This is a genomic window from Leptospira weilii (assembly GCF_006874765.1).
Classification (GTDB): Bacteria; Spirochaetota; Leptospiria; order Leptospirales; family Leptospiraceae; genus Leptospira; species Leptospira weilii.
This window is the reverse complement of sequence record NZ_CP040840.1, coordinates 1,756,135-1,780,315: the sequence shown is the minus strand read 5'-3', so window position 1 is coordinate 1,780,315 and position 24,181 is coordinate 1,756,135. Positions and strand designations below refer to the sequence as shown.

Here is a 24,181-nt window from a genome sequence, read left to right as displayed (position 1 = left end):
CAAAACGAAGGGGAACAAATCAGACTTTTTAAATCTACCGGATCAATAACCCAGTTTGTAAAACATTTCGTTGACTGCTTTTGCGCCCTGACAATTGAGATGAATCTGATCCGAGTAATATTCCGGTTTCATAAATTGTTTTTCGAAATGTAAAACCTTAAGATGCGGGTATTTCGCGTTCAGCAATTCGAAAGCATGCCAAAATTTCGAAAAGTACCCCGTTGGCCGAATATACTCCGGAAAAGGCATTAAGATATAATAAACATTTATGTTTTCGGCCTGAGTATATTTGAGAAAATCCTCAAACGCACTAAAATCGAAATTCGGCTCCGCCTTATAAGACGCTAGAATCTCTTCCTTGAGTTTGTCACGACTCATCTGATAAAGGACCGCATGCTGCGGCTTGATTCGATCCGAAATGTTTAGACCTCCGTTTTGAAAACTTAACTTTTCGGAAATCCAACGATTATCCCTGAAATTACTTTCGGGAGGCATACACTGAGGAGTATAAAGTTCCTCGCATCCGCAATCGAGCTTCATAGCAGCCTCAGCGGGTCTGTAATTCTCATAGGAAAACACGTTTAAAAGGGCTTTACGATACCGATATGTGGAAAATACGTTCGGAATCGAAGCAGAAAGCACGTAAAGAAGCTCGGGGCCTTTGTATTGCTCAAACATTTCCCCCACAGAAAATAAATGAAGAATTCTATGGGAAAAAAACTTCCAATTGATCTCGGAGACCACTTTCTGCATATTATCCGGAGCGCTTTCCATTAAAAAATTCTTATACGTTAAACCGGAAATAAAACGCTTCTTTAAATATTCAGAAAGACTCATATTCGGTTTAACGTATTTTATGAGACTCGAGTCGACGATCGGATCCCCGTACCCCACCGCGATCAGTCCCGGGCTGGAGGCAAATAAGATAAATTCCGGTTTTTTATTTCCAGCTTTGAGATACTTCGAAAGATAATGAGCGTAATATCTCGCCCCCATCGCAGGAAGACTGAAATTATATATCCCAGATTCTTTGGAGGGAATCAAGGACATACTTCTGGAATCTCCGAATATAAGACCTTTGTAATCTAAGACTCCTGACTCCATCTTTTTACGAACATTGTTGACTAAAAAAACCTCCGTATGTTCGTAAAAGTAGATCTCCGTAAATTTGGCTACGAGTTCGATCGAAACCACAATTAAGAGAACGATCAAAACGACTTTATTCTTAAAAAGCGAAATAAATGACATTTTTGCCGAATACACCCTTTAAAACTATACAGTAAAAGAAAAAAAGATACGTAACAATTCGAATAATTACGGGTTTATCGAAAATAAAAAACGCAGAATTATTCTTATAATGAAAATAATCCCAGATCAAAAGAGGCCCCACAATCTTTAAGATTTCCGTAAAGTAGTTAGAGACGCTGATCTGATCGTTTAAACCCTTAAGTACGAAAAAATTTTCTATGATATTCATAAAAAGAATCTTCACATGATTTCCGTCGTAACTTCTAAAGAATATGGAAGTCATCGCAAACATGAAGAACGTAATAAAACAGGACCAAAAGAAAAATCCTTTCCTGAAGAACGAGTGATTCAAAAAAGGAAACTTGGATTTGAGCGTAAACTTGAACTTATCGAAAGGCTCGCGGAATATCATATAAAGTACGATATAAAGCCCGCAACAAAGCCCCCAGAACACAAAATTCCAACTTGCTCCGTGCCAGACGCCCGAAAGACCGAAAATGACGAACAAATTTCTATAGTTGTAAAGTTTGCTCACCTTACTCCCGCCTAACGGAATGTATACGTAATCCGTAAACCATCGATTGAGGGTAACGTGCCATCTTCGGAAAAGCTCTCTAAAGTTTACACTGAATTCCGGAGTGATAAAATTCTCGCTCAGATGGAAACCTAAAAGAAACGCGGAACCCCTGGCAATGTAGGAATATCCCGCAAAGTCGCAATAAATCTGAAAGATAAACGCACACAAAGCAAGAACGGTATGAATCGCGGAATGTCCCCCCGCAAGCTCCGGATTGGATTTATATACGGAAGAATTTTTCAACAAAACCAGATCCACAAGTTCCGCCAGATTGTCCGCAACGTAGGTTTTCATGTAATAGCCTACAAGAATCAAAAGACAACCCTTGTAAAAAAGATCGAGATCGATCTTTCTGTCTTTTTTGATCTGAGGAAGAAGGTCTCCAGCCCTTTCGATCGGCCCCGCGACCAATTGAGGAAAAAAACAAACAAAAAGTGAAAAGTCGATTAAGTTTGTCTCCGCTTTGAGTTTGCGATAATAGACGTCGATCACGTAAGAAAGAGTCTGAAACGTAAAAAAGCTGATCCCTACGGGAAGAATGATCTGAAGAAAAACAGAATCTTGAAAAAGAGTCGGATTCTCCACGCTGAAAAGTCCGGCGGAAGTTTTGACTGCAACGTTTAAATTATCTATAAAAAAATTATAATATTTGAAAAAACAGAGCATTCCCATGTCGATGAGAACCGCCAAAAACAAAAGCCGCCCCCTGGTCTTGGAGGATTCCTTTTGTTCGATCAAAAGAGCGATGTAAAAATTGGAAACGGAAACGGAAATAATCAGAATCAAAAAGATCCAGTCCCACCAACCGTAAAAGATATAAGATACGACCAACAAAAAGAAGTTTTGAATGTTTCTAGAAGTTTTTCCAACGGCAAAAAAATAACAAACCGCCAATACGACTAGAAAAAAGTAAATAAAAACCGCTGAATTAAAAATCATTTCGATAGACCGATCAGGAAAGGACGGCGTTAGAGTTCCATTCTTTTGGCGTCTCGCCAGAGTCTGTCTAAATTATAATATTCTCTTTTTTCCGGAGTCATAATGTGAATGATGATTTCTCCAAAGTCCAAAAGCGTCCAACCCGAAGTCGCGGAAGCTCCCGTTTTATCCGCTTCTTTATGAGTTAATTTATATTCTTTTAATGTCTTTCTGATTTCTCTTGCGACCGCATTCGCTTGAACCGCAGAATTGACGGTGCAAATTACGAAAAAACTCAAATAACTATTGACGCTTTCTAAATTTAAGACGCTGATCTCTTCACATTTTTTATCCGCCATAATATCGTAGATGACTTGAAGAACTTCTTTAGTAGTCGGGCTTTGTTTCGGAGCAGGATTCATGAATCTCTATTTTCTCGGTTCGTAATCGGAACCGACGACGACGGTCGCATCCAAACCCAAATCCTTTCTTAGTACATGATGCACTTCGGCTTTTTCTAAAACGGTTGAAATCCGATCCATGATCGCGGTATTGCCGGAGCGATCAATCACTACGGTTTTCGGGAAACCTTTTTTCCAAGCGTTATCCGCCGCAAGCACTTTGATTCTCTTATCGGAAAGAATTCCACGAACATCCTTTGCAAGACCGGAAACTTCGGTTCCGTTGAGAACTTCCGTTCTGGCAAACTCTGCATCTACAAAAACATCCGAGTTCATATCCTTGAGAAATTTACGAAAAGCGACTCTAGCTCTTGCGATATCCGTTTTTAAATAGAGTTTTTTCGTCTTCGGATCGTTTGCAGGCTCTCCCGGAAGCTCCGAAATTCCGAACTGAATTCTTCTAGAATTGACAAACTTAACGAGGCTTACGAAATCTTCTTTAGAAAGATCGGATTCGATCAAACCGTGTGCGAATACCAAAAGAGGAGTCGTTAGAAATTCTTTTCTTTGAAAAAGAGTTTCGTAAAGAGTAAGAACCACACTCTCTTGGCGAGAAATCCTTTCCAAGAAATCCAAGGTTTCTTTTTTGTCCATCTGACTCGTGTAGTCGTAAACGTCGGCGCCGGACATCGTATAAACGCCGGCCTCCCGATTGTATTGCGAGGAATTACGAACCGTTTTGTTATCCGTATAAACGCTTAAACCGCCGAGAAGGTCCACGATACGAATCCAATTGGAAGCGGAAAGGGAAATCGTATAATGAAGTTTGGCGTCGATCAAATCGGTGATCGCACTTTTGACTGAAGATTTAGCGTTTGATTTGAGAAGATCCAAAGAATCGTCCGGATCGTCAAAAGAAGTGATCGGATGAATGAAGTATAACGCACAACGGTTGTTAGACGGAAAGAGAACGGCTAAAAGACCGAACTCGTATTCCTCCGAATCTCCGACAGCATGAAATAAAAAGTAAATCGGTTTACCGGTTGCTATTTTTTCTTCCAGTCCGGTCCGATTGAACCTGCCGATCAGAAAAATGAGAGCTGAAAACAGCAAAATCCCCGCCACGATATAAAGCGGCCAACCCGATGTTTTTTTAAAAGTATCTTTCGACTCCAAACCTACGCCCCGATTCCATTCCAAACCGGAAAACCTGTCTGTCAAACGGTTATTTTTAGATCGTTCCTCGTTTCAAAGAGAACGATTCAAAACGAAGAATCGATTCTATGCTTGCGAAATCGATTTCAGTAGATCGATACTCTTTGTTTTCAAGTAGGCGATTGAAGTAGCTTCCTAAATTCACGGCTTTGATGTAAAACCGCATACACATCGATATGATTTTTTGAGGTTTTGTAAAAAATTCTAAAAGGAAAACGACGAGTCAACAGTTGTCTAAAATCCTTGTAAACAAACGGACCGATTTCAGGAAAACGACTGGCCCTATCAAAAACGGAATCAATTTCTAAAACGAATTCAAAACCAAGATTTTCTTTTTTGCGATTGTAGTAATCTACCGCTTGAACAATGTCCTGCTCGGCACCCGGCTTGATTCGAACAGGGAGAAGTTTCACTTTTGTTTTTTAAGAAACGATTTTTTTAAATTCTCCCAAGGTTTACTAGGTATATCTTCTTCACGAAGAACGCGCTCATCCAACAACCGCTTATCTTCCTTCGAAACATCAAATCCCGGATTTTTGAATGCAATTTGATCCCAAATTGAAGAAAGCGCCTCTATCTGTTCGTTCAATTGCATGTTTTGAATTTCAGCGATTGTCGTTTTGGGAATTATATTCACGGATTTAGTTTCCCTTCGATTTATGAAAAATCAAGTTTAAAAAAATACCGGAAAACCTGTCTGTCAAACGGTTATTTTGACGGATTCTTGACCATCCCCCCGGTCAGTATATTTTATCTCGAATTTCTTTTTGAAATTTTGGATTGTTTTTAACGTGAGTTCGGCGTAAGAAAATGAGAAAGAAATTTCTAACAATTTCAGAATTTGTTTGTAAAATCGTGATTTGTGGTAGTTCCCGCATTTGAAGAATAGATTTACAAAGTTCAGATCCCGGCTCTTTTCAGAAAAATGAATCATCGATTTCTTACGCCGAACCTCGCGTGTTTTTAAGATAGGATTTTCGGTTGGAAAAAATTCGGATTTAAAATCCTTACGGATTTTTTTCTATTTTTCTTGGAAGGCGACTGTGCGTTTTAGGATCAGTTTGATTTGTGCTTTAGGCTTTGAAATTCGTAAGACAAGAATTGGGAACTCTTGTCTTACGAAAGAAGATGTCTGACTTGGATTGGTCAGAAGCGGATCGAATGTATCAATCCCAGGTTTGAGTAAAAATTTCAGTTCCGGTATTGCTGAACTTTTTGATCGATCCGTCTCCGTCTAAAGTTCCGCCTATCACATAGACGTTTCCGTTGGAATCCACAACTGTGGATTTAGCCGCAGTATATGCATTTCCGGTAAATGTTTTGTCCCAATTGGCGGTGTTCTCTACTCCGACATCGCTGAATTTTTTCAACCAACCCTTGTCTCCAGCAATCGGATCCGCAGCGTATCCGGATACGAAAATTTCGTTGTTCCCATTGGAAAGAATGGAAGTCGGAGCCGGAAGACTTCCGAGATTTAATTCTTGGGTCCAAGATTCTGTACCGGTTGAAGTATATTTTTTAACGACCACTCTCGGTTTTTGCGGAGTTCCTACGGCGTGAGACAAATAGGTTGTCGAAGAAATATAGAGATTTCCGTTGATGGAGAACGCGTCATAGACCCAGCCTTGAGCGCCTCCTTGATATCCCATAGAAAATTGACGCTCCCAAGAAAGCGATGCGGCTCCGTTCATATCCACTTTTTTCACTCTTGCGGTTGCTACACCGGAGACCATTGTGTTGTCTATGAGATAAAAGATCTTTTCGTTTTTGGAAGCAACGTTAGTTCGTCTGGTGGAAACCGGAAGAAAGATATCGGAAATTCCGTCCCAAGCGTTTTGAGCCATTTCGGTTCCGTCTGAAAAAAACTTTAGAACCTGACTTTCTCCGCCGATTACATTGTAATTTTTTACGGTCGCAAATATCGTGCCGTCACTCCCCACCGTAATGTCGTTTAGGATCATATTCGCAAAGTCCTTATTCCAATTTACGGTACTTTCGACACCGTTCGAACTGAACTTTTTGATCCAAAAATGATTCTGGGAACTGTTAAATACTGGTTGTGTAGTTCCTCCCACATAGATGGCACCGTCTGTCGGAGAAATGGCGACACGTTGTGCGGCCGTATAAATCCCACCATTGTGTCCCATCGTAAATTCCTTATTCCAATTTGTAATATCTTCGGTACCGTTAGGAGCGAATTTTTTGATCCAACCTTTGTAATCTTGGCCCGCAAGATAAGTGACTCCGCTGATATAAACGTTACCCGTAGCATCTACGGACGCGCTGGTCGGTATCGTAACCATGCCGTCATCATCGCCGACGGGGAGTGGTACATCTGCGTTAGGATCGAAATCAGTACTATCGATGCTTCCCGGTGCTACGGTATGTGCTACTACCGGTTCTTTGACCGATGCTACGGCTCCGAGATTGCCTTCCGATATTGCAGTGAGAACTGCGGTCATCATCGAATTGTCTTCCGATGATTGTTTACAGGATGCACCTCCTGCTAAAAAAAGAATACTTAAAACTAAGAGAGTTTTTTTAGAGTTCTCAAATAACATACTTTTCTCCGTGTTCGATTCCGGAATTTCGATATATCCGGTCAAATCCAAGAAAATTAACGCTTGAATTCCCCATTTTTTTATTCATGTTATAATATGAATTCTTAAGTTTCGGCTTTTTAACGAATTTGGAAATAATTTTTATTTTTGAGAGATTGAATCGATTTGTTTTGAAAAAAGAATTTGAAAACAAAATGAAATTATTGTTTTGAAATGAAACTTTTAAGATTCGATTTTGTTGTGGGCTCTGATTTTGAAAACAAAACGGAATTTCTCGTTCTTGAAACGAAAACAATTAAAATCTACTGAAGGAAATGCCTTTTTTAGTCTCTGCAAAATGAAAGAATCTTAAGATTAAGAATATAATTTTTAAAAGTTTTCATGAATACGATGAGAAATGATCGTTTTGTAATCTACGGATCCTGATTTTTTTTTCGAAAAATCGTCCTCCATTCTAAAAAATCAAATTTTACTCAAAAAATTTCCGAATCAAATCCGGTTCTTGGGGAGTAATTTAGTTTTTTCCCCGAACTTTTATTGACGAACTTTTAAGGATTCCTAAAATTCCGTACGGATCAATCCAATAGGTTTTAAACCGGGGAGAATCGTGTGAAATCTACGATGATGAATTATCAATTGACCGTTCCCGCTATTTTACGTAGAGCTTCCGAAATACATCCCGAAAAAGAAATCGTGACGAAGATGAACGACGAATCCGTACATCGTTACACGTACGGAGAGTTTTCGTCACGAGTAAAGAAGCTGATCGATTCTTTGCAAAAACTTGGAATTCGTCCCGGCGATCGAATCGCTACTTTCGGAATGAATCACTATAGACACCTCGAAGTTTACTTTGCGGCGCCTTCGATGGGCGCTGTTCTGCATACTTTAAACGTACGACTTTTTCCGGAACAGCTCGTATTCATCGTCAACGACGCGGAAGACTCCGTGATCTTTGTGGATAAAAGCCTGGGCGGAATTCTTCTCGACTTACTTTCTCAGTTTAAAAAGAAGCCTCAACTCATCGTCATGGACGATCTCGAAACGACAGAATCAGCAGTTCTTCCGGACGCGATCGATTACGAAACGTTCCTCGAAAACGGAAGTAAGGAAGTCGCCTTGCCGGAGTTAGATGAAAATCAGGCCGCCGGGATGTGTTATACTTCGGGAACGACAGGAAATCCGAAAGGAGTCGTTTACAGTCATCGTTCCGTCTACCTACACAGTATGTCCATCTGTATGTCGGACAGTCTGGGTATTTGCGAAAAGGAAACGGTTCTTCCCGTGGTTCCTATGTTCCACGCGAACGCATGGGGAATCCCTTTTGCCTGCGTGATGACTGGCGCGGTTCTTGTATTTCCCGGAAAACATCTGTTAGGTCACGGACTTGCTTCCCTATTGGAACAAGAAAAAGTGAGTATCGCCGCCGGAGTCCCCACGATTTGGAACGTCTTGTATCAACATCTCAAAAAAAATTCCTACGACCTCGGCAAATTGCACACCATGATCGTCGGAGGTTCTGCAGCGCCTCAATCCATGATCGAGGGATTCAAGAATGATTTCGGAATTCAGATCCTTCACGCGTGGGGAATGACCGAGTTATCCCCCGTCGGAACGGTATGCAGACTCAGGACCACGATGAACGATCGAAAAGAATCAGAAAAAATGCAACTTCTTGCAAAACAAGGTCCGGCGGTTGCGGGAGTGGAACTCAAGGGAATTGACGACCAAGGAAAAGACATTCCCAAAGACGGTAAAACTCCGGGAGAATTGATCGTGAGAGGACCTTGGATCACGGCTTCCTATTACGGAAACCCGAGCAGGGAATCTTTCACGGAAGACGGATGGTTTCGAACCGGAGACGTAATTACGATCGACGAACACGGTTATATTCAAATCACGGATCGCAAAAAAGATCTGATCAAAACGAGAGGAGAATGGATTTCTAGCGTCGAAATGGAAAGTTACGTGTTGAAAGCCCCGGGAGTTTTAGAGGCGGCCGTTGTGGCCAAACCCGACGAGATTCGAGGAGAGGTTCCCGTAGTCTTCGTGGTAGCAAAGGAAGGGGAAAAAGTAGATAAGAAATCGGTTCTGGAAATTCTCAAAGAAAACTTTGCGAACTGGCAATTGCCTCACAGTGACGATATCAGATTGATCGAAGCGATTCCAAAAACGAGCGTGGGCAAGTTCGACAAAAAGGTACTTCGATCCGGAATGAACTCGGGTAAATATTAGATTTTTTGAAAACGCGAACGATTCCGTCGAAAACGCAAAGATCCCATACATCTTTTCAAAATAGGAAAAACACTTCAGCATTCTTGCAGTGTTTTAACGTTATGCTTATTTTGCCTCCTGATGAATGGCTTTTTTAAGGATTTCTTCTAAGTCCTTTCCGGAAATTACATCGAGCAAGGAAGAATTATCCGCAAGAAAACGTTTAGCGCCTTCCGTAAACTCCGCATCTCCGATGATAAAGGCCTTATCCAAACCCAATTCGTTCAACTGACTAATCGTATCCCGAAGAAAGATATCCGAAATTTTGGCGTCCTTCCATTTACGGAATTTAAATAAGGAGCGGGTTTCCTTATCCGCTTTGTTCAAACCCGTAAGATTGAGACCGTCCCCTTCCTTGTTGGGAACTTCGCGACTTACGGTATAGTTCAAAGCCATCACGACTCGAACACAGAGATTCTTAAATTCCACCCCTTTCAATTGACGATAGTGATCCAAGACTCCGACTCCGATTTTAGAAACGTCCGAAAGAAGTTTATTCCCTTGGTCGTCCAAGATCCCTTTGATATGAAAGGATTTGGAGGACTTAAGTCCGGAAAGTTCATAAAAACGCTCCACCGGAAAGAGTTCGCCAAAAATTCTCGCAATCTCGTCATCCAAGGAAAAACCTCCCGGTGCGACTTTATTTGCTTCGATTCTTTTGGTCTCCAATTGAAACTTGTAGTTCGCGAGTTCCAAAATTCTTTGATCGTCGATCCTTTCAGATTCTGCTTCGATGAGATATTCGCTCGCTTCTTCCAGCTTACCGAGTTTGACCGCTAAAAGAGAAAAATAAACATCGGAGTCGATCATCTCCTGTTTCCAACCGCTATTTCTCGCCATCTCCATACAAAGTCTCGAGTGTTTGAGAGCCTCGCTCAAATTCTTTTGAAGAATAAAACAACACATCAAAAACTGAAAGATCGTATAACGTATATAATCGTCTTCGATCAGATCCGCAACGGAATTTGCGATTCGAACGGCTTCGTCGTATTTACCGTCTCTAGTCAAACTCAGAGCGTATAAAAAACCTCCGACCGGAGAAGAGGGTTCGAGATCGTACGCTTTTGCAAAAAAATCGACCGGATTTCCTTTTCGAAGAATCGCAGAGATCACTCCCTTCCCGATAAAAATGGAAGCCGTTTTGATTTTCTCGTCGGAAATTTTACCGAGAAACCGATCCGCGATCATGAATTCTTTTTGGCCTAAAGCCATAAAACCGATTCGGACGTTCGCTTCCGGGTTTTCCGGATCGACTGCCACGGTATCCAAATAATGAAAGAGAGCTTCTTCGAATAAGTCCTGCTGGTAGTAGATATCCGCGATTCGGTTGGAAACGGCGACCTCGTTGATTCCCTTTTCGTATGTACCGATTTTTTTGATTTTCTCGAGATGCCGGGCTTCGTTGATGGTATCTCCTTCCATTGCGTAAATTTTCGCGATCACATAATGTGCTCGGACGTTCGAAGGAGAATTATCCAAAATATCCCGAATCATCACTCGAGCATCCACATAATTCCCCATTGCCGCAAGGGCCAGAGCCTTTTCATAAGCGTCTTTCTTGGTCTGAATCAGGAAGGATCCAGACGCAACGATCAGAATGATTCCAATGGCTACAAGAATGACGAAGATCATTTTTTTGTTTTTCTTTCAGGTTCCAATTGGTAAATGGATAAAATCCCGGAAATTAAGTTCGGGCATTATCCGGTCTTGGGATAAATTCAATCATTTTACAGAAACGAAAACCAGATGGGAAAACTTACCTACTTCAGATTCGCATATTCTATTGTAAAACGGGATATCACAATCAGTATTCTTCATATAGGATTTTCCGCTTTATTTTGTTTTTTCCTGATCTTTGGAATCTTTCTACTCAGAATGGATAAAGCCCCTTCCAACTCTTCTAGTATCGAACTTTTTCGGAATTATCCGCAGTTGGTTTTATTGCTCAGTTCCGCCGGTTTGATCTTTATGGCGATCACAAGAACCCTGCTACGAACGTCTGACGCGGGTATTATGATGGCCGTCGGAGGAAATCGAACCGGAGCAATTCGACTTTTGGTCGCAGAACTCTGGATTTTACACGGAATCGGGTTTTCCTTAAGTACACTCGCGACCGTCTTTTTTCCTCCTTGGGTAGCAGAAGGATCGAGTTTATTCGATTATGGAAAAGCGTTATTCATTTGTATTTTTCTCATCTCTGGAATCGGAGCGATTCTATCCTTGATTCTCACCTTTTTGGATCCGTACCGATCGATTCGGAGGGGAAAATGATACTTCGAATCAACAATCTCTCCCGAGAATACGGAAAGTCGAAAGCCGTAAACGGAGTTTCTTTCGACATGAATCAGTCCGACTATGTCGCAATCGTAGGTCCTTCCGGTTCTGGAAAAACAACTCTTCTCTCCATGATCACAGGAATACTTTCCAGCACCGGCGGAGAAGTTTATTTCGATACGACCAAAGTCAGCGACATGGGAAAAGGCGCACTCGCCAATTTTCGCGCGAGAAACATCGGACTCATCTTTCAGTTTTCGGAACTGCTTCCTCATCTCGACGTAGAGGAAAATATCCTTCTTCCCGCTCTTCTCGTGGGAAAGTTTAGCCAAAAAGAATATCTGGAAAAATGCGAATACCTCATTCAAAGTCTTCATCTCGAATCGATTCGAAAGAGTTACCCGAGCAAACTTTCCGGCGGTCAAATTCAGATGACCGCGATCGCGAGATCGCTTATCAACGAGCCGGAACTTCTTCTCGCAGACGAACCTTCGGGAGATTTGGACCCCGAAAACAGCGAACTCGTCCGAAACCTTCTCTACGACTTTAATTCCAGAGGCCTTACAATTCTATTAGTAACCCATGATATGAATCTCGCCTTCGACGCAAAAACAATCTATGAAATGAGAGAAGGAGCCTTTACCCGGGTGGTAAAATGAAATCCTATCTCGGAATCGATATCGGAGCGGGAAGTATCAAGGCTAATCTAGTAGCTCAAGACGGAACCATCTTAGAAAGCACTTCCCGAACAACCGGAGTGGAAACGGACGAGCCGCAATTCCTGGATTCCCTTGCCAGTATCGTATCGGAAATGAAAAATTCCTCTTTGGCCGCAATTGGAATCGGAAGTCCGGGACCCATCGATTGCGAAAACGGAATTCTAATTCAATCGGCGAACCTACCTCTTTTGAAAAACGTAGCGTTAGTTGCTTATCTAAAAAAAAAATTTTCGATTCCAGTTTACTACAACAATGACGCAAACCTCGCCGCACTCGGAGAATATCGTTTCGGTCTTGGAAAAGGATCCCCAAGTTTGGTGATTCTTACCTTAGGAACTGGACTCGGAGGAGGCTGGGTGTATCAAGGAAAATTATTTGACGGCTACAAAGGAAGCGGAATGGAAGCGGGACACGTTACGTATCTTCCAAACGGCTCCCTCTGCGGTTGCGGACAACGAGGATGCACCGAAGCGTATTTTAGCGCGAGCGGATTCTTAAATCGATATCAGGAAAAAACGGGAAATTCTTTAAACTCCGCCGAAGAATTTTTCGATAGAAATCGAAAGGGAGAAACCGTCGCATCAATTTTATTAAACGAAGGAATCGAAGCCCTCGCACAACTCTGTAGGGGACTCATTCATACCATCAATCCGGAAAGGATCGTCTTTACGGGAGGGCTTGTGTATTCTTGGGATCTATTCGGCAACTCTCTCAAAGAAAGAATTCAAGAACTTATCTTTCCGATTTTCAGAACTTATACCCAAATTCTGCCCGGAGGAAACATATCCGGAACCTTAGGCGCGGCAGCGCTTTGTATGGAGAACCAAGAATGAACGACCATCATTGTATTTTCTGCAAGATAATCCGTAAGGAAATTCCTTCCGAGATTGCGTTCGAAAACGAGGAAATATTAGCTTTTTATGATATTTCTCCCCAGGCTCCGACTCATATCGTCTTCGTCCCAAAGAAGCACATAACGTCTCTCAGGGAGGTCGGAAACGAAGATTCCTCCCTACTCGGAAACATACTACTCCAAATTCGAGACACCGCAAAAAATCTCGGTTTTGCGGAAAACGGTTACAGAATTGTAAACAATACCGGAAAAAACGGAGGACAAACCGTTTTTCACATCCATTTTCATCTTCTGGCGGAACGTCAACTGCTCTGGCCTCCGGGTTAGTCGGGAATATCGCATTGAAACGTATTTTATTTGGAACCGTCGTCAGCGTAGCCGCTCTCGGATTTTTATTTTCAAAACTCGATCTGAGCGAGTTCGCAAGGATTCAAGAACGCTGGGACCCGATCTATCTCATTCCATTTTGTATCTCTTCCGCTTGGGGTTTGCTTCTTTTTTCCTGGAGATGGCATCTTCTCATGGGAAAACAAATTCGATTCCGTTATGCGCTTCTTTCCTCCTTTATCGGCGTGGGGGCGAATATGTTCCTTCCGGCAAGAGGAGGCGACATCTTTCGTTTATATTTTTGCAAAAAGGAATCGTCGCTTCAATACCCCACTCTGGTGACCGCGCTCTTTATCGAAAAAGTATTAGACTTTTCTTTTATATTTTCCGCGGGAATCTGCGCTTTGATGTTTTTAGACATCAAAGACGAAAGCAGCGATTCCTTTTTTATCGTATCCTCTTTGGTAATCGCCGGAATTTTCCTAAGTTTGATCGCGGTGAGATTTCTGAATGAGACGATCGTATTGGTTTTCGCCTGGGTCGCAGGTCTTTTCGGTAAAAAAGAATGGTTCAACCACAAACTCGCACATTATGTTCGGGACTTGGGAAATTTTTTAGTTCTGAAACGATTCATTCTTCCCGCCTTTCTTACCGCATTGACTTGGTTAATCGGCTACGCACTCAGTTACGGTATTCTTCTCAAACTTGTCGGAATTCCGATGAGTTATCCCGAAATCATACTCATCATGTTCGCAGGCGCAGTCGGCGTTATGGTTCCTTCCGCACCTTCCGGTGCGGGAGTATTTCACGCCTCGGTCACATCTTCTTTCGTTCTGATGGGTAAAAAGGCTTCCGAAGGTTTGTTCTATGCCACAACCGTCCATCTAGCACAATTCATCCTACAAAGTGTATTCGCGGTAATTCTTTATCTCTACTGGATCGTAGACAGAAAAAAACGCGGGCTTGGAAAAGCGGAATTTTCCCTCAAAGAAGTCATCGAAGTGGAAACCGCAGAATGACGTAGAAATATGCGGGGTCCAAACGTATTTCGCGACCCATAGAGAGCGAAATAGAGTTTATTTTCCCTGCCACCCAAAAATCAGGGAAACTCAGGCGCAGAGCTTTTCTAAACTCAGTAAACACCTTCCTATGGGTCGGTGTTTAGGTCGCTCGAAGAAACTCGGGCACAACGCTTCCTAAGGGTCGCGTTGTGGGGCGTAAGTTTCACAGAGGATTTGTCGTAATTCCGACAGATTTATCTTCGGATCCAAGTATTTGCGGGTAAGGTGATGGTAGAGAGCAACACTTTAGTTTCTTATTCGCCCAAGCTTTCTCACACCAAACTCATGTTAAATATAAAAAAATAATATACTAAATCACGCACAGAGTTCGAATATTTTCCAACAGAACAGCAAACAAAAATTCCACTCCCGTTCCAAAGACATTTTTTCGCGATTTTGGTTTGAAAGACTTCGAGTCCGGTTACAACTCGTTTTGAAACGAGCGGGCTTGTCCGGAACGAGTTTTCTTTTTTAATGAAGAAAAGGGAAACGTATAAAAGAAAAAACAAATAAATTGGATGAAAGCACATGTTTACCGCGATATAATCGAACCGTAAAATTAAATCCGGCGGAACCATGAATTTAAAAAAACCGTCCTTTCTGGGATTAAATCTGAATTTTCTGAAAATAGAAACACGCATCCTTCTGCCTTTTCTTTTCGGTTGTATCTTACTAATCCTTCTTCTAGGAAGTCTTCTCCTTTATTATCAAAAAAAGAATACGGATACGACCGCAATACGCAACGTAAAAACCGTCGCGCAACAGATGCTCGCGCTTCGGGTTTATTATTCGGATAATATAGTAAATAAGGCGTTGCAGGAAGGAACGGAGGTCACTTACAAATACAGAACGGTTCCGAAAAGTATTCCTCTTCCAGCAACGATCGTAAAAGAATTCGGAGAACATCTTACACGTCAGTTCGAAGGGATTCGAGTAGAATTATATAGCGAATATCCGTTTCCCAATCGACACAGATACGGCGGCCTTGACGACTTTCAAAAGGACGCATTGAATCGTTTGCAAAAAAATCCAGATATACCCTACTATACGTTTCAAGAAATCGATTCAACACCTTACGTTAGATACGCTCTTGCCGATCGAATGCAGGCTTCTTGTATTCAATGCCACAACACTCATCCAGAATCTCCGAAAAAAGATTGGAAGATCGGAGACGTAAGGGGAATCCTCGAAATCAGCATGCCAGTCAAACAGGCCGAAAGCGGCGCCGACATGATCTTATTTTCCACCGTAGCAATCCTGATCGGACTCGGAACCATATTTATCGTAAACAATACCAGGAACAAGGAAAACGAATCCATGATTCTGGAACTCAATGCAAACCTGGAACAAAAGGTGGAAACGAGAACGGCGGAACTCGCAAAATCCAACGAAGATCTAATGAATGCGATCGGTAATCTAGAAAAATTAATGCGAAATCTTAGAGACACTCAGCATCAGCTCGTACTTTCCGAAAAGTTGGCCGCCTTGGGTCAATTGGCCGCCGGAATCAGTCACGAATTAAACACTCCCCTCGGCGCGATTTCTTCTTCCTGTAAATCTATATCGGAAGTCGTGAATAATGAATTAAAAAATGTTCCTATTCTGCTTTCAAATTTAAGTCCAGAAGATTCGAAACGTTTCAATACGATCTTGGAAGAAAGCCTGAAACATATATCCGAATCTCCGATTTTACCGAATCGCGGAATCCGTCAAGAGTTGGCCCGTGATTTGGAAAATTCCGGAATTAAAAATCCGAACTCGGTCGCGCGTACGATCACGGATTTGGGCATACACAAGTTAGGGGAGCGGTTAATTCCTTTGTTACGGTCGGAAAAAATCGCCGAAATTCTAACCGCGGTGGCTTCCTTTATTACGATCGCACGCGTAAGCAACGTGATATGGATCGCCACGGACAAGGCTTCTAGGGTCGTAAACGCACTTAAAAGTTACCTACGTCCAAAAACGGAGGGGGGCCAAGGGGAACTTTACGCGATCGACGTTCAGATGGAAATTGAGAACATTCTAATATTATATCATAATAAAATTACCTATGAGGTCGAAATCGTAAAGAATTACAAAACCGAAAAACGATGTTTGGGAGAGGCGGACAAATTGAATCAAGTCTGGATCAACCTTCTCAACAACGCCCTTCAATCCATGAACTACAAAGGAAAGATAGAAATCGAGACGAGAGAACAGGATTCTTGGGTTGTGGTTTCCTGGACGGATTCCGGAACAGGAATTCCAGAAACGATTCAAGACAAAATTTTCGATCCTTTTTTCACCACAAAAAAGCACGGGGAAGGGATGGGGCTCGGACTTGACATTTGTAAAAAAATAATCGATAGTTTCGGGGGAAAAATCGAGTTCCAAACCGCTCCTGGTCGAACCAAATTTAGCGTATGGCTCCAAGCCGCATGACGCGCAAAGTGTCGAATTGGAACTAGAAAAACAAAACGAATATATTACTCGGACTCATGAAAAGAATATCGTAATAAGTTTGTTTCAAAATTTAGAATGTCAGATCTTCTTCAAAAAAAGCCAACAATTCTGAATTCGGCACAATTTTGTGCGCTTCTATATCTTTGCAAAAACAGCCCGTTAATTTTTGGTACCATTTTCATACGTCCGAGTAGCGATTCCCTGCGTGGACGGCAAACCGATCATTTGATTTCGCCGACATAGGAATTAAAAAAATAAATTCGGGCACGAATTCTTGAATGAAACATATTCAAATTCTTGAATTTATTTCGAAAAATTTAAACCGATCCTACAAACGCCCTTTGTTCTTCGTTCTTGAACAATTTGTGAACGGTGGCTTTTTGACCCACTCCTTTAAGAAAAGCCTCGTGTCTTTCGGATTCATATCCTTTCAGATTTAATTCTTCCTGAATTCCAGGGCTGGAAAGAATCGGCTCGGTCACCCAAATTTCTCCTGCGGACGCAAGCGCTTGCACTCTTGCCGCGATGTTAACACTTTGACCGAAATAATCGAGCCTTTCGTCGTTGATGACGGCAAGAGCAGGGCCTTCGTTTAAACCGACTTTCAAACCGATCTCATGTCCGTGTTCCTTAAATTCCTCGTTCATCCGATCGATACGGAACATCATTTCTAACGAAGCAAATAATCCTTCGAGCGGATTAGAAAAGGTCGCCATAATCGCGTCTCCCATCGTTTTCACGATAGCGCCGTTGAACTTTTTTACGGTTTCGGCGAGCAAACGGAAATGTTCCTGAACCAATCGATATGCGAGGATATCTCCCGCTTTATCGTACATTTCGGTCGAGCCTCTCAAATCCGTAAAAAGGATAGTAAGACTTTTTACGTTTAAATTCAATTGACTGTTTAATTGTTGAACGCGAAATAATTCCCGGAAGGTTTGGTTGTTCAAAAGCATTTTCGCGGTTAGAAACGGTTCGATCACTGTCGGATGTTCCCTGATAATTTCCAGGATTTTTTTCAAGTTCGGTTTAATGATTAAAAAACCGGAAGTCGCAATCGTCCGATTAGAAACCTTAACCTCGTATTCTCCCGGCGAAAGATGTAATTCGACAGGAGTAAAACCGGTAGAAAGAAGACTGAGCTCGACGATCCTATCCTTTGTGACTTCCTTAGAATCAAAATACAAAAAGACGGCCGAGTTATTTTCCACAGAACTGAATTGATACGCGGGAACATTTATCGCATCCAAACGAATTTGTTTTGTCTCACCCGGTTCCATAACGATCAAATCTTGAATATTCGAAAAAATGAAATTCAGGAGTTCTTTGGACTTGCGAAAGTTTGCGGAAATATGATATCTGAGATACGCTTCCACATTCGCTAAAGGATTCAGGAATTGTTTCTTAAGAGATGGATTTACCGAAAAACTGACTTCCACCTGATCATCCAAAGTAGCTGGCACGTCGATGTTGCAGATATAACAATGAAAACTTTTTTCCTCGATTTGATCCAGAGACGTGTGAGAAGCGGCGACACCTCCACAAGCGGGGCAAATCATGTTGTATGCAAAATCAAGAAAACCGATCTTTGCGGAATGAAGGAAGAGATCAAGTGTCTCCCCTATTTCAAAATCATTCTGCTTTGCAAAACGAATCGGATTGATCCGATGGAGTTGCCATTCGTCCAGAACCTTTATGTTTTCCACAAATCGGGCAATGGACTTTTTCGACAAAACTCCAAATCCTTCCAAAGATTTTTTCTTCTGCTCGAAAAGGGTTTCATTCCACATAACGTTCTCCCGGTTTCTTAGCTTAAAACCGGTCCCAGTCTTTCGAACCTCTATTACTTGTCAAGTATTTTGTAACTTTTTTTATTACACTTGTTTCAAACCGAACGCACTTCTACGAGACGGGTTTTGGATAGTGAAAATTACTCGAGAAATATTTATTCAAAAGAAAAGAATCGAATTTTAGAATATTCTTGGATTCTTCAGTCAAAGAAGCATAGTTTCCATTCGATTTTCAGGATCGAGACGGAAAAAAATGCAAAAACAATTCGTTTCGTTTTTTTGATTTGATTTTTATCGTCCAACCTCTTACTTAAAACTATCTTCTAAATCGAATTAAAAACAGTATTCGGAGTTCATTAAGAGACTTCCAATTTCGGGTGAACCGTTCTTTCGATTTCCGTAAAAAACCGATCCCCGCTTCATATTAGAGAAACTTAATTCCCGAATACTACTTTTTTTCAGGACGTGGCTTTTTAAAAAGAAAGGAGTGTATATTAGTAAGAGGATTAAAATTCGCTTATAGGAAGGATCAAAAGAAAAGTATACGTTATTTGCTCTTAGTTTCCAGAAATATAAGAAACCATTCCGAGAACGATTCAGTAAATACTGATCTCCATGGGATGGAAAATCTTGTAACCTGAGGCATTTCGTGGCGATAGAAAATCTGAATTTTAGGACAATCAGTAAAATCAAAAAGTATGGATAAAACAAACACCAATCATAATTCAAGAGTTGCCATTACTGGAATCGGAATCATCCTTCCGAATACGTATTCTGTGGATATGTTTTGGAAAAATCTTTCCGAAGGGAATTCGCAGATAGATAAAATCACCAGGTTTCAGACCGACGATATGACCGTAAAAGTTGCGGCGGAGATGAACGACTTCAACTGGAAAAAATTCCTACCTGACCTGGAAGAAAAATACGCAAAGCGTTACAACCGGGAAACATTCGCTATTATGTCCGCTATGGCGGAAGCTCGAAAAGACGCAAAATTAGAAAAGAACTCCGTAGATCCGTCCAAAGTAGGTTTTATCGATTCTTCTTCGAGATCCTCTCTCGCCTGGTGGGAACACGCTTGGAAACTCTACCACAAAGAAAAAAACCTGAATATCTTCGATCGTTATTCCGTTCTCACTTCGATGGCTTCCAATCCTACCAACCTTACCGCAATCTACGCAAACATTCAAGGATTTGTGACTACGATCACCGCCGCTTGCGTCGGCGGACATCACGCGATCAGTCTCTGTTATCAAGCGATTCGAAAGGGAAGAGCAGAAGTGATGTATGCCGGAGGTCACGAGTTTCCTCTCCTAAAACCTCTGATAATGATGTATTCTGATCCCGCGAGTTCGGTCATGTCTTCCGAAGAAAACAATCCGAAGTCCGCAATCAAACCTTACGATCGCAATCGAGACGGTTTTATTCTAGGAGAAGGAGCGGCCGTTCTCTGTTTGGAAAGAATGGATCGTGCTCTCGCCAGAGGCGCTAAAATTTACGCGGAAGTTTTAGGAACCTACAGTTACAACGAGGCAGACCACGCGATGAGAATGGATCTGACTGGTAAAAAAGCAGCGATCGGTTTAAGCCGACTTTTGAGAATTAGCGGACTCAAACTCGAAGATATCGATTATTTCTGCGGACACGGAACCGCGACAATCAACAACGATATGGCCGAAAGTCGCGCGCTCAATATTTTATACAACGGACTCTCCCGAAACAAATGGGCTCCTCTCGGCTCCATCAAACCAATTTTCGGTCATACGTTCGGAGCGGCGGGAATCATCAATGTCGCCGCAACCGCTCTAATGCTAAAAAAACAAATCCTTTGTCCAACAATCAACCTCAAGGAGGTGGACCCGGAATGCGATCACGATCATATCACCGAAGGTGCGAGAAAGACTCGGCTTAGAAACGCGATTTCGATGGCCTTTGCAATTGGAAGCCAATCTTCCTTTGTTAGTCTCGCCGCACCGCCGGATCTTCTTTAAGGAAAACAAAATGAGATTCGACAAATTGTATAAACAATACGATTATTTAAAAAAGTTAAGATCGGTTCTCTATTACCAGGGCGTAGTGACACATGAAATTTTAGGAGATCTTACGCAAATACTTAAGAGCAGAATTGCAAACGAAAAACGAAAGAACAAGATCCTAAATGTGTTTGTGGAAATGGTTCAGAACGTAAGTCACTATTCTTTGGAAAAAGAAGGGGGTTACGGAGTCGGTTTGATCCTAGTCAAAGAAAAAGATCATATTTTAAAGCTCTCTACCGCAAATTTTTTGAGTCCAGAAACAGCGTCTTCCTTACAAACGAAATTGGATCACTTTTTATCCCTCACGGAAGCGGAAGTAAAGGAATTGTACCTGGAGAGAATCAAGGGAGAAAGACCCAAATACAGCAAAGGCGCCGGTTTGGGTTTTTTGGAAATATTAAGAAAATCTGATTTTCCGTTTCGCTCCTCTTTCGAAAAAACTCCGAACGGAAACTTCTTCTTTACTCTCACAGTTTTTTTTCGCTTGGGGTAAGTTTCCGAGACTCGGAACGGGTAAACATCATTCCCTGAACTTCGATCACGATTATAGAGGTATTATCCTTCGTCATCCTTAGGTTCGCCTCCTCCAAAAGATGATAACAGGCCTCTTTTACGTTAGACGAGTTCTTTAAGATTTCTTCCAAATCATCTATTTTGATGACGTCCGTCAATCCGTCTGTACAAAGCAAAATTCGATCCCCTGTGTTGAGCGAACTCGTGATGTCGAAAAGATCCATCTGAAGATCCGTAGTTCCCCCTCCGATACAGCTCGTGATATAACTCCTAGAGATCTGGTTTCCTTTGATAGTACCCGCAAAAGAATGATCGACCGTAATTTTATGGATCCCTTTGGAGGAAAAATGATAAGCCCGACTGTCCCCCATGTTGAAGACAAGGACCTTTCTTTTTCCAAACAATATGCCGACTAACGTAGCTCCCATTCCCAGCTTTCCGGTCGCTTTGGCATGATCATTGATTTCATGGTTGATGATACTGAACAAACTTTGCCAACCGGCCCGCGGCAATTCTTCCAAAGGTTGAACCGCCCTTTCCGTCCATGCGAGCTTTTCAAGTGTCATACGACTTGCAACTTCTCCGGAAATATGTCCACCCATCCCATCCGCAAGGGCAAGAATCAGAGGAGTCGCCGCAGAATCTCGAATTCCGGAAGAAGAAAAAGAACCCGAAACGTTTCCGGCCACAATTTCTCCGGATGCGTACATAGAATCCTCGTTGTGCGAGCGAAAATTTCCTTTTTCCGTAATTCCAAAGTAGTTGATAATCATGGAGAAATACTGCTAAATTGAAATAATTTCCAAAATTTTATTATAAATATGTGTCACCAATAAGGAACTTCAAGAAGAAATCTTCGTTCAATGATTTTTTTAAGGTCAACCAGTGACCTTATCATTATTTTCATTTTAAAACATCCCGTCCAAAGATTTTTTTGGAGAATTTTCATTTTGCCGAATATCCGCCGTCGACTGGAATTGCAGTTCCCGTGATGAAGGAAGAATCCTCGCTGCAAAGCCAAACCACAGTCTTTGCAATTTCTTCCGGAGCGGCGATCCGATGAATCGGGTGTAATTTCACGAGTTGTCTTTCCGCTTCCGCCGGATCTTTCGCGAGATGAAAAAGCTCGTCTAAAATTTCAGTCTTTACCGCGCCCGGACAAATCGCGTTGATCCGAATATTCTTCTTTGCATATTCCAAGGCAGCACTTTTCGTAAGCCCGATAACTCCGTGTTTTGCCGCGGCATAAGGATTGATTCCGACAACCCCGTTAATTCCGGATATAGAAGAAACATTCACAATTGCCCCTCCCCCGATCTTAATCATTTCGGGAATCTGATATTTCATCGAAAGCCACGTCCCTTTGAGATTCACATTCACCACACTATCCCAAATATTTTCTGGATACTCATGCAGGGGATGATTGAGTCCCATGATTCCCGCATTGTTGATCCCAAAGTCCAGTCTTCCGAATTTTTCCAAAACGGTATCGACCATCTTTTGAACCTGCTCGCCGGAAGTCACATCGCAAACCACAAAATGCGCCTCTCCGCCTTGAGAACAAATTGCAGATTCCAGCTTTTTTCCTTCATCGAATCTACGGCCGCAAAATACAACTCTGACACCTTTCGAAACGAACTCGTTTACGACGGCTTTTCCAATTCCGGTACTTCCGCCGGTCACCACGGCGACTTTGTCTTTCATGGTATTTTCTCCGAATATTATATTAGAATTTTAGAATTTATTGTAAAAAATTTTTTCCAAACCGATCCGAAAATCAGATTTTCTAGTATCTTCGTGTCTCGGCACCGATCGTATTTCGAGACGATTCCGCTTTAAGCCCTTATTCTTAGAAAAGAGATATATCGAAATAACCGAAAAAAATTCCGCCAAAACAAGAATTCAAATCGGAACTCGACTTTAGATCAGTTTCCTCGTCTTTCCGTTTCGGACTCGGACAAGATATTTTTTTAGATGTCCGTTGATGATTTCCAAATCTGATAATTCCCTTTCGATGGAATAGATCCCTAGATCCTGAACGAGAATCAAAAGGTACCTAAGCTCCTCAAGATGCACCTTTGCTTTTAAAATATTTTTGATCTTTTCCGAGAGAATTCTACTTCCCCAAGCCCCGGCAATTCGAACAGGCAAAAGAATTGAGACCGAACGGATATGTTCGAGAAGAGATCCATGCTCTTTGATTCTAGATATATCCGTTTTATTTCCAAGCGCATATAATTTTAGAATTAGACCGTGAGCAAGACGCAATACTTCCAGTTTATCAAATTTCCAGATCTGGGTCGCACTTTTCGATGAGGTTTTTTCCTGAATACCGACCGGAGGAGAAGAATAAGAAGGAATTTTTTCTTCGGTAAAAATTTTTCTAAAACCCTCGGGAACAGACACTACTTTACGAATAGAATAGTCAAAAAATAAAACCCGGATTTTTACGAGTGCGACCTTCTCTCTCCTTTGATTCTTGGACAAACGAAACGTAAGATCGAAAGATTTTTCTTGTAGATTGTCCAATACGACATCGATCTTGACTTGATCGTTATAGAGTAATTCCCCTTGATAGAGAATTCCAGCATTCGCGAATATAATACTCTTTCCGTAAATATCCGTGACGGAAAAACCCAGATACTGAAAGAACTGAAGATGCGCTTCCATCACGATATCGAGAATAGACGCGAAAGACACGTGAATATCCAAAGCGAGATCTGTCTTACGTATGGAAAGCTCTGTTGAAAAATGATACCTTTCCGGAAATTCAATCTGTATCTCTGTCATCGCTTATCGACTATACCACAAGTATTTGGGACATAAGATCATTTTATATTATTCGAATTTACGTTTCCTCTTCGACATGAAAAAAATTTTTTCCTAACAAGAAAGGATTCCGTTCTTTCTAATTTTTAATTTCGGTTATCGGAATACTTGTCTTGAATCAGTCCCGAGTTTTGTTTCAATTT

Annotated in this window: 21 protein-coding genes; 9 read left to right on the top strand and 12 right to left on the bottom strand. The window is 41.7% G+C overall.

The window, feature by feature from the left end; genetic code table 11:
- Positions 1-42 precede the first annotated feature (42 nt).
- From FHG67_RS08400 to FHG67_RS08370, 7 genes are all read right to left on the bottom strand, one after another.
- Positions 43-1,248, bottom strand: coding sequence for a hypothetical protein (locus FHG67_RS08400; RefSeq protein WP_004496264.1), 1,206 nt, complete (start codon positions 1,246-1,248; stop codon positions 43-45).
- Positions 1,226-2,764, bottom strand: a complete 1,539-nt coding sequence (locus FHG67_RS08395) for an MBOAT family O-acyltransferase (protein ID WP_002618780.1) — start codon at positions 2,762-2,764, stop codon at positions 1,226-1,228. The genes FHG67_RS08400 and FHG67_RS08395 overlap by 23 nt, the downstream gene beginning before the upstream one ends.
- A gap of 29 nt (positions 2,765-2,793) precedes the next feature.
- Positions 2,794-3,165 carry a ribosome silencing factor gene (gene rsfS, locus FHG67_RS08390; protein ID WP_002618786.1) on the bottom strand — a complete coding sequence of 124 codons (372 nt, stop codon included), beginning with the start codon at positions 3,163-3,165 and terminating at the stop codon, positions 2,794-2,796.
- Positions 3,166-3,171: 6 nt separating this feature from the next.
- Positions 3,172-4,365 (bottom strand): LCP family protein, encoded by a 1,194-nt coding sequence (locus tag FHG67_RS08385; RefSeq protein ID WP_061231038.1) that lies wholly within the window; start codon positions 4,363-4,365, stop codon positions 3,172-3,174.
- Between the two features lie 104 nt (positions 4,366-4,469).
- Complete coding sequence (locus tag FHG67_RS08380; protein WP_004496273.1) at positions 4,470-4,772, bottom strand: type II toxin-antitoxin system RelE/ParE family toxin; 303 nt, start codon at positions 4,770-4,772, stop codon at positions 4,470-4,472.
- Positions 4,769-4,996: a hypothetical protein gene (locus FHG67_RS08375; RefSeq protein WP_004496278.1), complete on the bottom strand. Its 228-nt coding sequence runs from the start codon at positions 4,994-4,996 to the stop codon at positions 4,769-4,771. Before FHG67_RS08375 ends, FHG67_RS08380 begins: the two co-directional genes overlap by 4 nt.
- A gap of 529 nt (positions 4,997-5,525) precedes the next feature.
- Positions 5,526-6,920 carry an NHL repeat-containing protein gene (locus FHG67_RS08370; protein WP_244947484.1) on the bottom strand — a complete coding sequence of 465 codons (1,395 nt, stop codon included), beginning with the start codon at positions 6,918-6,920 and terminating at the stop codon, positions 5,526-5,528.
- A 609-nt stretch (positions 6,921-7,529) separates the two neighbouring features.
- Here FHG67_RS08370 and FHG67_RS08355 point away from each other — a divergent pair.
- The gene (locus FHG67_RS08355; RefSeq protein ID WP_004496280.1) at positions 7,530-9,155 is read left to right on the top strand and encodes a long-chain fatty acid--CoA ligase; all 1,626 of its coding nucleotides are present in this window, start codon (positions 7,530-7,532) and stop codon (positions 9,153-9,155) included.
- Positions 9,156-9,260: 105 nt separating this feature from the next.
- Here the strand turns inward: FHG67_RS08355 and FHG67_RS08350 are convergent, their stop codons facing one another.
- The gene (locus tag FHG67_RS08350) at positions 9,261-10,826 is read right to left on the bottom strand and encodes a tetratricopeptide repeat protein (RefSeq protein WP_002618781.1); all 1,566 of its coding nucleotides are present in this window, start codon (positions 10,824-10,826) and stop codon (positions 9,261-9,263) included.
- 114 nt (positions 10,827-10,940) lie between these two features.
- Here FHG67_RS08350 and FHG67_RS08340 point away from each other — a divergent pair, with 114 nt between their 5' ends.
- The 6 genes from FHG67_RS08340 to FHG67_RS08310 all read left to right on the top strand — a co-directional run bounded on the left by FHG67_RS08340 (position 10,941) and on the right by FHG67_RS08310 (position 16,849).
- Positions 10,941-11,465 carry a hypothetical protein gene (locus FHG67_RS08340; protein WP_002618788.1) on the top strand — a complete coding sequence of 175 codons (525 nt, stop codon included), beginning with the start codon at positions 10,941-10,943 and terminating at the stop codon, positions 11,463-11,465.
- Positions 11,462-12,127 carry an ABC transporter ATP-binding protein gene (locus FHG67_RS08335; protein WP_142499733.1) on the top strand — a complete coding sequence of 222 codons (666 nt, stop codon included), beginning with the start codon at positions 11,462-11,464 and terminating at the stop codon, positions 12,125-12,127. The genes FHG67_RS08340 and FHG67_RS08335 overlap by 4 nt, the downstream gene beginning before the upstream one ends.
- Positions 12,124-13,020 carry an ROK family protein gene (locus FHG67_RS08330; RefSeq protein WP_004499374.1) on the top strand — a complete coding sequence of 299 codons (897 nt, stop codon included), beginning with the start codon at positions 12,124-12,126 and terminating at the stop codon, positions 13,018-13,020. The genes FHG67_RS08335 and FHG67_RS08330 overlap by 4 nt, the downstream gene beginning before the upstream one ends.
- Positions 13,017-13,367 (top strand): histidine triad nucleotide-binding protein, encoded by a 351-nt coding sequence (locus FHG67_RS08325; protein ID WP_002618785.1) that lies wholly within the window; start codon positions 13,017-13,019, stop codon positions 13,365-13,367. Before FHG67_RS08330 ends, FHG67_RS08325 begins: the two co-directional genes overlap by 4 nt.
- Positions 13,368-13,381: 14 nt before the next feature.
- Positions 13,382-14,386, top strand: coding sequence for a lysylphosphatidylglycerol synthase transmembrane domain-containing protein (locus FHG67_RS08320; RefSeq protein WP_004502032.1), 1,005 nt, complete (start codon positions 13,382-13,384; stop codon positions 14,384-14,386).
- 618 nt (positions 14,387-15,004) lie between these two features.
- Complete coding sequence (locus tag FHG67_RS08310) at positions 15,005-16,849, top strand: ATP-binding protein (RefSeq protein ID WP_004502269.1); 1,845 nt, start codon at positions 15,005-15,007, stop codon at positions 16,847-16,849.
- Positions 16,850-17,187: 338 nt separating this feature from the next.
- Here the strand turns inward: FHG67_RS08310 and FHG67_RS08305 are convergent, their stop codons facing one another.
- Entirely contained in the window at positions 17,188-18,660 is a 1,473-nt protein-coding gene (locus FHG67_RS08305) for an adenylate/guanylate cyclase domain-containing protein (protein WP_004502266.1), read from the bottom strand.
- 698 nt (positions 18,661-19,358) lie between these two features.
- Here FHG67_RS08305 and FHG67_RS08295 point away from each other — a divergent pair.
- Positions 19,359-20,651: a beta-ketoacyl-[acyl-carrier-protein] synthase family protein gene (locus FHG67_RS08295; protein WP_004496275.1), complete on the top strand. Its 1,293-nt coding sequence runs from the start codon at positions 19,359-19,361 to the stop codon at positions 20,649-20,651.
- A 10-nt stretch (positions 20,652-20,661) separates the two neighbouring features.
- Complete coding sequence (locus FHG67_RS08290) at positions 20,662-21,189, top strand: SiaB family protein kinase (protein ID WP_004496271.1); 528 nt, start codon at positions 20,662-20,664, stop codon at positions 21,187-21,189.
- On the opposite strand, the gene FHG67_RS08285 is transcribed toward FHG67_RS08290, so the two are convergent.
- The 3 genes from FHG67_RS08285 to FHG67_RS08275 all read right to left on the bottom strand — a co-directional run bounded on the left by FHG67_RS08285 (position 21,164) and on the right by FHG67_RS08275 (position 23,999).
- Entirely contained in the window at positions 21,164-21,982 is an 819-nt protein-coding gene (locus FHG67_RS08285; protein ID WP_004496277.1) for a PP2C family protein-serine/threonine phosphatase, read from the bottom strand. The genes FHG67_RS08290 and FHG67_RS08285 overlap by 26 nt on opposite strands.
- Positions 21,983-22,154: 172 nt before the next feature.
- A complete protein-coding gene (locus tag FHG67_RS08280; protein WP_002619024.1) occupies positions 22,155-22,913 on the bottom strand; it encodes a glucose 1-dehydrogenase in 759 nt (252 codons plus the stop codon).
- Positions 22,914-23,129: 216 nt separating this feature from the next.
- The gene (locus FHG67_RS08275) at positions 23,130-23,999 is read right to left on the bottom strand and encodes an acyl-CoA thioesterase (RefSeq protein WP_002618993.1); all 870 of its coding nucleotides are present in this window, start codon (positions 23,997-23,999) and stop codon (positions 23,130-23,132) included.
- Positions 24,000-24,181 lie beyond the last annotated feature (182 nt).